Origin of the sequence: Allobosea sp. (genome assembly GCF_048595345.1) — a bacterium.
Lineage (GTDB): Bacteria > Pseudomonadota > Alphaproteobacteria > Rhizobiales > Beijerinckiaceae > Allobosea.
Genome location: NZ_JBMDWH010000100.1, coordinates 1 through 8,277 on the forward strand (window position 1 = coordinate 1; position 8,277 = coordinate 8,277).

Consider the following 8,277-nt stretch of genomic DNA (forward strand, 5'->3'; position numbering starts at 1 on the left):
CTCGCCATGGTGCTGGCGGTGCTGGAAACCCATGGCGGCCTCAGGCTCGGCCAGCACGACGTCTATCTCAACGTCGCCGGCGGGCTGCGCGTCAACGAGCCGGCCGCCGACATCGCCGTCGCGGCCGCGCTGGTCTCCTCGCTGACGGGCGCGATCCTGCCGCAGGAAGCGGTCTATTTCGGCGAGATCGCCCTGTCGGGCTCGATCCGCCCGGTCTCGGTCACGGCGGCGCGGCTGCGGGAGGCGGCCAAGCTCGGCTTCGAGACTGCACTGATGCCGGCCGGCGGCAACGACCATGGCGACGGCGGCGGCCTCGGCTTGCGCCGTTTCGGCCATGTCACGGAACTCGTTGCCGATATCGCCGCGCGCGCGCCTCGCAAGGGTGTGAAATCCCGCGCCCCGCAGGGTGACGAAAACGCCTGAAGCGCGTATAGGCAGCGCGAATAGCGGGCCGTTTCGGCGCGCCGATGTCGATCACAGCAGAGCGGCCCTCCCCATGCCAGTCACCCTTCTCGATCTCGTCGTCATCGGCGTGGTGCTGCTCTCGGCCTTGCTCGCGGCCGTGCGGGGCTTCACCCGCGAGGTGCTGGCGATCGTCTCCTGGGTGGCTGCCGCGGCCGTGGCCTGGGCGTTCCATCCGCAGCTGGTGCCCTTCATCGAGCAGTATATCCCGGCGAGCTCCGCGCAGGCCACGATCTCGCTGGTCGCGTCGATCGCCGTGCTCTTCCTCGGCACGCTGATCCTGGTCTCGCTCCTGACCGCGCGTATTTCGGATTTCGTTCTCGATTCGCGCATCGGCGCGCTGGACCGCACCCTCGGCTTCGCCTTCGGCGCCGCGCGCGGCGTGCTGCTGGCGGTGATCGGCTATGTCTTCTTCGCCGCGCTCGTCACCCCTGAGAAGATGCCGGTCTGGGCCCGGGAGGCCAAGGCCCGCCCGATGCTGGAGGAAACCGGCCGCTCGCTGGTGGCGATGCTGCCGCAGGACATCAATGCCGACGCGATCAAGAACCTGCTGAAGAAGCCCGGTGCGCAAGGCGCGGCGGACGGCACGCCGCCGGCCGAGGAGCCGCGCACCCCGGCCGCGACCGCGCCGGCCGGCAATGCGCCCGCTGCAACCCCTGCCCGGCCCGGAGCGGTTGCGCCCGCCCCATCGCGACCCTAATTGACGGCTAAAGACGCCTTCGCCCCTGCCGCGCGTGGAGCTCGCCCGATGATCTCGCCCTCCGACACCGCCTTCGATCCGAATGCAGACCGGCTGCGGGAGGAATGCGGCGTCTTCGGCATCTTCGGCCATGCCGATGCCGCGGCGCTGACGGCGCTGGGCCTGCATGCGCTGCAGCATCGCGGACAGGAGGCGGCGGGCATCGTCTCCTTCGACGGTTCGCGCTTCCATTCGGAACGCCGCCTCGGCCTCGTCGGCGACGCTTTCTCCGAGGCGAACGTCATCGACAAGCTCAAGGGCACGCAATCCATCGGCCATGTCCGCTATTCGACGACGGGCGAGACGATCCTGCGCAACGTCCAGCCGCTCTTCGCCGAACTCCACGGCAGCGGCTTCGCCGTGGCGCATAACGGCAACCTCACCAACGGCCTGACGCTGCGGCGCGAGCTGGTGCGCGACGGCGCGATCTACCAGTCCACCTCCGACACCGAGGTGCTGCTGCATCTGGTGGCGCGCTCGCGCAAGCCGAACTTCGTCGATCGGTTCGTCGAGGCGATCCGCCAGATCGAGGGCGCCTATGCCTTCGTCGGCATCACCAACAAGAAGCTGATCGGCGCGCGCGACCCGCTCGGCATCCGCCCGCTGGTACTGGGCGAGCTCGACGGCGCCCCGATCCTGACCTCCGAGACCTGCGCGCTCGACATCATCGGCGCCAGGTTCATCCGCGAGATCGAGAATGGCGAGGTCGTGATCATCTCCGAAAGCGGCATCGAGAGCCACAAGCCCTTCCCGCCCGTGGCCGAGCGTCCCTGCATCTTCGAATACATCTATTTCGCCCGCCCCGATTCGATCGTGAAGGGCCGCAGCATCTATGAGCGCCGCAAGGCGATGGGCGCCGTCCTCGCGCAGGAATCGCCGGCCGAGGCCGATGTCATCGTGCCCGTGCCGGATTCCGGCGTGCCGGCGGCGCTGGGTTATTCGCAGGCCAGCGGCATCCCCTTCGAGCTCGGCATCATCCGCAACCACTATGTCGGCCGCACCTTCATCGAGCCGACGCAGAAGGTCCGTGAACTCGGCGTCAAGCTGAAGCACTCGGCCAATCGCTCTGTCGTCGAGGGCAAGCGCATCGTGCTGGTCGATGATTCGATCGTGCGCGGCACCACCTCCTTCAAGATCGTGAAGATGATGCGCGAGGCCGGCGCCAAGGAGGTGCACTTCCGCATCTCCTCCCCCCCGATCACCCATCCCGACTACTACGGGATCGACACCCCCGACCGTGAGAAGCTGCTCGCCGCCACCCATTCGCTGGAGGAGATGCGCCAGTTCGTCGGCGCCGATTCGCTGGCCTTCATCTCGGTGGACGGGCTCTATCGCGCCATGGGCCATGAGGGCCGCGACCCTGTGCGGCCGCAATTCACCGACCACTGCTTCACCGGCGACTACCCGACCTCGCTGACCGACGTCATCGGCGAGAGCGCCAAGCAGCAGATCTCTCTGCTCGCGGAAGCCGGCTGATCGCCACCCACGACCAGCATGATGCGGGTCATCCCGGGCGACCGAAGGGAGACCCGGGATCCATGCCGGAACGGTTCAGGCATGGATCCCGGATCGGCGCCGCCGAAGCGGCTTGTCCGGGATGACTCGCGGTTGAACGAAGCGAGATCGCAAAGCCGATGACCCAACCCCTGCAAGGCCGCATCGCCCTCGTCACCGGGGCCTCGCGCGGCATCGGCCGCGCCGCCGCCCTCGCCTTCGCGCGGGCGGGAGCGCATGTCGTTGCCCTCGCCCGCACCTCCGGCGCGCTGGAGGAACTCGACGACGAGATTCGCCAGATCGGCGGCAGCGCCACTCTGGTACCGCTCGATCTCGCCGATGTCGGCGGCATCGAGAAGCTCGGCCCCGCCGTGCTGGAACGCTGGGGCAAGCTCGATATCCTGCTCGCCAATGCCGGCGTGCTCGGCTCGCTCTCCCCGCTCGGCCACGTCACCGAGGCCGACTGGGCCAAGGTGATGGACATCAACGTCACGGCGAACTGGCGGCTGCTGAAGTCGCTGGATCCGGCGCTGCGCGCCTCGGATGCCGGCCGCGTCATCCTGTTGTCGTCCGGTGCCGCGCACAAATGCACCGCCTATTGGGGGCCCTATTCGGTTTCGAAGGCGGCCGTGGAGGCGCTCGGACGCACCTATGCCGCCGAGACCGCGACGACGCCGGTCAAGGTGACGCTGGTGAATCCCGGCCCGCTGCGGACGCGCATGCGCGCCGAGGCGATGCCGGGCGAAGATCCCGCGACGCTGAAGACGCCGGAGGATCTGGCGCCGCATCTGGTGCGGCTGGCCTCGCCCGACTGGGCCGAGAGCGGCAAGATCTTCGATTTTCCGCAGAGCAAGCTGCTCGCGCCGCGGATGCCCGCGTGACGGGCAGCGGGAAGAGCCATTTGGTGTTCCGTCCCGCGCAAACCGCATCGGCTCGCCAGCGCGGCGCCGCGCTGGCATGGCTCATTCTGTCGGCCCAGCCCTCTTTCGCCGAGGCACCGACGTCCTCCGCCGAGGACAAGGCAATGTGCCGCCCTGCATCGACGGCCGAGGCGGTCGCAGACCCGCAGGCCGTCATCGAGCGGCACGACCGGGCGCTGGCCGCCTGTGATCGTCTGATCGCCTCCGGCGGCCTCGCCGGCGAGGCCCTCGCCGATGCGCTGCTCACCCGCGCCGATCTGCTGGCGCCCGGATCGGGCGATCGCTATCGGCGGGCATTGGCCGATTACGACCGGGCGATCGCGCTGCGACCGCAAGCTGCAGCCGGCTATGCCCGTCGCAGCAAGGCGCATCTGCTCTATATGCGCGATCTCGAGCGGGCGCTGCGCGATATCGACCGCGCCATCGGCCTCGATGCCTCGAACGCCGATTTTCTGGTCACGCGCGCCTCGATCCGCTCTTCATTGGGGAAGCCGCGCGCAGCGCTCGTCGATCTCGACCGCGCGATCGCGCTCGCGCCCGATGTCGAGCACGCCTGGTCCCTGCGCGGGCTGACCCGGCTGGGTGTGGACGAATTGAAGCCAGCGCTGGCGGATTTCGACGAGGCCGTGCGCCTGTCACCCCGCTCGCCGGACAACTACCTCTTCAGGGCGGATGTCAGGCGCCGCCTCGGCGATGCCGAAGGCGCGCAGCGGGATCGCGAGACAGCGATGAAGCTGTTGGCGCAGGACCTGCCCGCCACACGGTGAGAGGCCCGGCCAGAAGGCGCCGGAGAGCGCCCGCCCTCGGAGCTCTCAACCCCGATCCTTGTCGTAAGGATTATGCCCGCCGCGCCTGTGCAAGCGGATCGGCGTGCCCGGCAGCTCGAAGGCCTCGCGCAGATTGTTCACGAGATAGCGTGTGTAGGACACCGGCAGATGCTCGAGCTGGTTGCCGAACAGCGCGAAGGTCGGCGGGCGCGCCTTGGCCTGCGTCATGTAGCGGATCTTGATGCGCCGCCCCGCCACCGCCGGCGGGGGATGGGCCGAGAGCACGCCTTCCAGCCAGCGATTGATCCGCGCGGTCGAGATGCGCCCGTTCCAGACCTGATAGGCGGAGAACACCGCCTGCATCAGCCGGTCGATTCCTTCGCCCGCCAGTCCCGAAAGCGGCACGATCGGCACCCCCCGCACCTGCGCGAGCAGGTGATGCGCCTTCTCCTTCAGCTCGGCCAGCAGGCCCTGCTTGTCGGCGACGAGATCCCATTTGTTGAGGCCGATCACCACGGCCCGGCCCTCGCGCTCGGTCAAATCGACCAGCGTCAGATCCTGCTTCTCGAAGGGGATGGTGGCGTCCAGCAGCACGACCACCACCTCGGCGAAGCGGATGGCACGCAGCGAATCGGCGACGGAAAGCTTCTCCAGCTTCTCCTCGATGCGGGCGCGCTTGCGCATGCCGGCTGTGTCGAAGAGCTTGACCTTGCGCCCGCGCCATTCCCAATCCACCGAGATGGTGTCGCGGGTGATACCGGCCTCCGGGCCCGTCAGCAGCCGCTCCTCGCCGATCATGCGGTTGACCAGGGTGGACTTGCCGGCATTGGGCCGGCCGATGATCGTCACCCGCAGCGGCTTGGTCGGGTCGTCGGCCTCCTCGTCGGTGGACTCGCCCGACACATCCGCCCAGGCCTCCTCCTCGTCCTCCTCGGGCTCGACATCCACATAGGGCGCCAGCGCCTCCAGCAGGTCGGAAGTGCCTTCGCCATGCTCGGCCGAGAACGGTACGGGGTCGCCGAGGCCCAGCGTATAGGCCTCGATGATGCCGTCCGAGCCCTTCTTCCCCTCCGCCTTGTTGGCGAGCAGGATCACCGGCTTGCCGGATTTGCGCACGAGATCCGCGAAGGGCTGGTCCATCGGCGTGATGCCGAGGCGGGCATCGATCATGAACAGGATGACGTCCGCCTGCGCGATCGCGGTCTCGGTCTGGGCGCGCATGCGGCCGGCGAGCGAATCCTTGTCGGCCTCTTCGAGCCCGGCTGTATCGATCACGGTGAAGCGCAGATGGCCGAGGGAGGCATCGCCCTCGCGCCGGTCGCGCGTCACGCCCGGCCGGTCGTCGACCAGCGCGAGCTTCTTGCCGACGAGCCGGTTGAACAGGGTCGACTTGCCCACATTGGGGCGCCCGATCAGGGCGACGATTGCGGTCATCTCAGCTCAGTTCTTCACCGTCACAGGGCCGCCGCGCACCAGCGCGAGATAAAGTTCGGCCCGCTGCCGCTCGGCCGGGGACGCGGCCGGATCGGTCACGATACCGTCGAACCAGCGCCCGGCGGCGTCGAACTGGTTGGCCTTGAGGGCCGCGACGCCGAGGAACTCGCGGGCGCTGAGCCGCCAGGCGCCCTGCGGCACCGCCAGCGGCTCCAGCGCGGTCTTGATCTCGTCATAGCCGACGAGATCGACGCGCAGGATGCCGGCCCGCAGGCGGGCGAGGTCGCGCGCCAGCGGATCGAGGGTGCCATCCTGGGCGATGGCGTCGAAAGCGGCGGCACCTGCGGTCGGGTCGGTCTTGGCCGTCTCGGAGGCGAGGCGGAAGCGCGCGATCTCGCGATAACCGGCCGGCGCCGAGGCGGAGAGCTCCTTGAGGATGGTCTCGGCCTGCGTACCGTCGCCGTCGCGGGTCGATTTCAGTGCCGCTTCCAGCCGCGCGCCGACGGCGGCGGCGGCCTGCTGCTGCTGATGCTGCCAGAACTGCCAGCCGGCGACGGCGAGCACGGCGATCACCGCCAGCGCCGTGATCAGCCAGCCATATTTCTTCCAGAGCTCCGCCGCCTTGTCCCGGCGAACCTCTTCCTCGATCTCGCGAAAAATATCGGCCATCTGACTGTCACACTTCCTGTTGGGGAGCGCGGTAGCATTTTCAGCCCGGCATGGCGAGCCGGAACCGCAGCGACGGCCTTTTGGCGGCTTCAGGCTTGCGTCAGCGTCCGCCGCACCGCGTCGCGCCAGCCGGAGACCTTGCGGTCGCGCTCGCTCGCGGCCATCGCCGGGCTGAACCGGCGCTCCAGACGCCAGCGATCGGCGAAGCGCGCCGGCTCCGGCAGCAGCCCGGCGTCGAGCCCGGCGAGATAGGCCGCGCCCAGCGCCGTGGTCTCCAGCACGGTCGGGCGGTCGACCGGCAGGTCGAGAATGTCGGCGAGGCGCTGCATCGTCCAGTCCGACGCCACCATGCCGCCATCGACCCGCAGCACCGAGCGCCCGCCCTGCCCGGCCTGCGGCCAGTCCGCATGCATGGCCTCGATCAGTTCGAGCGTCTGGTAGCAGACGCTTTCCAGCGCGGCGCGGGCGAATTCCCGCGGCCCGGTACCGCGCGTCAGCCCGAACAGCGCCCCGCGGGCATTCGCGTCCCAATGCGGCGCACCGAGGCCGACGAAGGCCGGCACGAGATAAACGTCCTGCGCCGGATCGGCCGCCTCGGCCAGGGGGCCGGTCTCGCTCGCCTTCTCGATGAGGCCGAGCCCGTCGCGCAGCCATTGCACGGCCGCCCCGGCGATGAAGATCGAGCCCTCGAGCGCATAGGTCTGCCGCCCGCCGAGCTGGTAGGCGATGGTGCTGAGCAGCTTGTTGCCGGAGCGGACGGGCTTGTCGCCGGTGTTGAGCAGGGCAAAGCAGCCCGTGCCATAGGTCGATTTCACCATGCCGGGGTCGAAGCAGGCCTGCCCCACCGTCGCCGCCTGCTGGTCCCCCGCCATGCCGCGCACGGCGATCGGCCCGCCGAACAGCTCCGGCACGGTGTCGCCGAAATGGCTGGCGCAATCGCGCACCTCCGGCAACAGCGCGGCCGGCACGTCGAGCAGCGCCAGCAGATCCTCGTCCCAGACGCCGCGCCCGATGTCGAACAGCATGGTGCGGGCCGCATTGGTGGCGTCGGTGGCATGGACGGCCCCGCCGGTCAGCCGCCAGAGCAGGAACGAATCGATCGTGCCGAAGGCGAGCTCGCCCGCTTCGGCTCGGCGCCGGGCACCCGGCACATTGTCCAGCAGCCAGGCGATCTTGGTTCCGGAAAAATAGGGGTCGATGCGCAGCCCGGTGCGGCTGGCGACCAGTTCCTCATGCCCCGCCGCCAGCAGTTCGGCGCAATGGCCGGCGGTCCGCCGATCCTGCCAGACGATGGCGCGATGGATGGCGCGGCCGGTGCGCCTGTCCCAGATCAGCGTCGTCTCGCGCTGGTTGGTGATGCCGATGCCGGCGATGTCCGCAGCCGTGAGCCCGGCCTTCGCCAGCGCCTCGCGAGCGGTGGCGAGCACGCTCTCCCAGATATCCTCGGGCTCGTGCTCGACCCAGCCCGAGGCCGGGAAGTGCTGCGGAAACTCTTTCTGCGCGCTGGCGACGATGTGCAGCCCCGAATCGAACAGGATCGCGCGCGACGAGGTCGTGCCCTGGTCGATCGCGAGGAGATGTCTGGCGGCCATGATCCGGTCCCGTTGCTGAACAGCCGCGCGGCGCGGCGCCGCCGGACACTGCCGAAGCGCCCCTGGCGGCGCAAGATCGGCACCTGCCTGCGATGCCGGGCGAGCATCGCCCCTTGGCACGCGGCTTGCGCTGTAGTTAGCTCGGCAACGAAACGAGGCGCGGCGGATATGCGGCGCCTGCCGGCGCGATGCACGGCCGG

At 69.3% G+C, this 8,277-nt stretch carries 8 protein-coding genes; 5 read left to right on the top strand and 3 right to left on the bottom strand.

The features are described 5' to 3' along the window. The 5 genes from ACOJTB_RS10355 to ACOJTB_RS10375 form a co-directional block, all read left to right on the top strand. Nucleotides 1–423: magnesium chelatase domain-containing protein (locus ACOJTB_RS10355; protein ID WP_420102443.1), on the top strand; the 423-nt coding region annotated here is incomplete at its 5' end. 73 nt (nt 424–496) lie between these two features. Further along, nucleotides 497–1,162, top strand: coding sequence for a CvpA family protein (locus ACOJTB_RS10360; protein ID WP_420102444.1), 666 nt, complete (start codon nt 497–499; stop codon nt 1,160–1,162). 48 nt (nt 1,163–1,210) lie between these two features. After that, the gene (purF, locus tag ACOJTB_RS10365; protein WP_420102445.1) at nt 1,211–2,677 is read left to right on the top strand and encodes an amidophosphoribosyltransferase; all 1,467 of its coding nucleotides are present in this window, start codon (nt 1,211–1,213) and stop codon (nt 2,675–2,677) included. Nucleotides 2,678–2,835: 158 nt separating this feature from the next. Then, a complete protein-coding gene (locus ACOJTB_RS10370; RefSeq protein ID WP_420102446.1) occupies nt 2,836–3,576 on the top strand; it encodes an SDR family NAD(P)-dependent oxidoreductase in 741 nt (246 codons plus the stop codon). Between the two features lie 143 nt (nt 3,577–3,719). After that, the gene (locus ACOJTB_RS10375) at nt 3,720–4,382 is read left to right on the top strand and encodes a tetratricopeptide repeat protein (protein ID WP_420102447.1); all 663 of its coding nucleotides are present in this window, start codon (nt 3,720–3,722) and stop codon (nt 4,380–4,382) included. Nucleotides 4,383–4,427: 45 nt separating this feature from the next. Here the strand turns inward: ACOJTB_RS10375 and der are convergent, their stop codons facing one another. The 3 genes from der to glpK all read right to left on the bottom strand — a co-directional run bounded on the left by der (nt 4,428) and on the right by glpK (nt 8,077). Next, nucleotides 4,428–5,816: a ribosome biogenesis GTPase Der gene (gene der, locus ACOJTB_RS10380; RefSeq protein ID WP_420102448.1), complete on the bottom strand. Its 1,389-nt coding sequence runs from the start codon at nt 5,814–5,816 to the stop codon at nt 4,428–4,430. A 6-nt stretch (nt 5,817–5,822) separates the two neighbouring features. Then, nucleotides 5,823–6,485 carry a tetratricopeptide repeat protein gene (locus ACOJTB_RS10385; protein ID WP_420102449.1) on the bottom strand — a complete coding sequence of 221 codons (663 nt, stop codon included), beginning with the start codon at nt 6,483–6,485 and terminating at the stop codon, nt 5,823–5,825. Nucleotides 6,486–6,574: 89 nt separating this feature from the next. Beyond that, complete coding sequence (glpK, locus tag ACOJTB_RS10390) at nt 6,575–8,077, bottom strand: glycerol kinase GlpK (RefSeq protein ID WP_420102450.1); 1,503 nt, start codon at nt 8,075–8,077, stop codon at nt 6,575–6,577. Nucleotides 8,078–8,277: the final 200 nt, after the last annotated feature.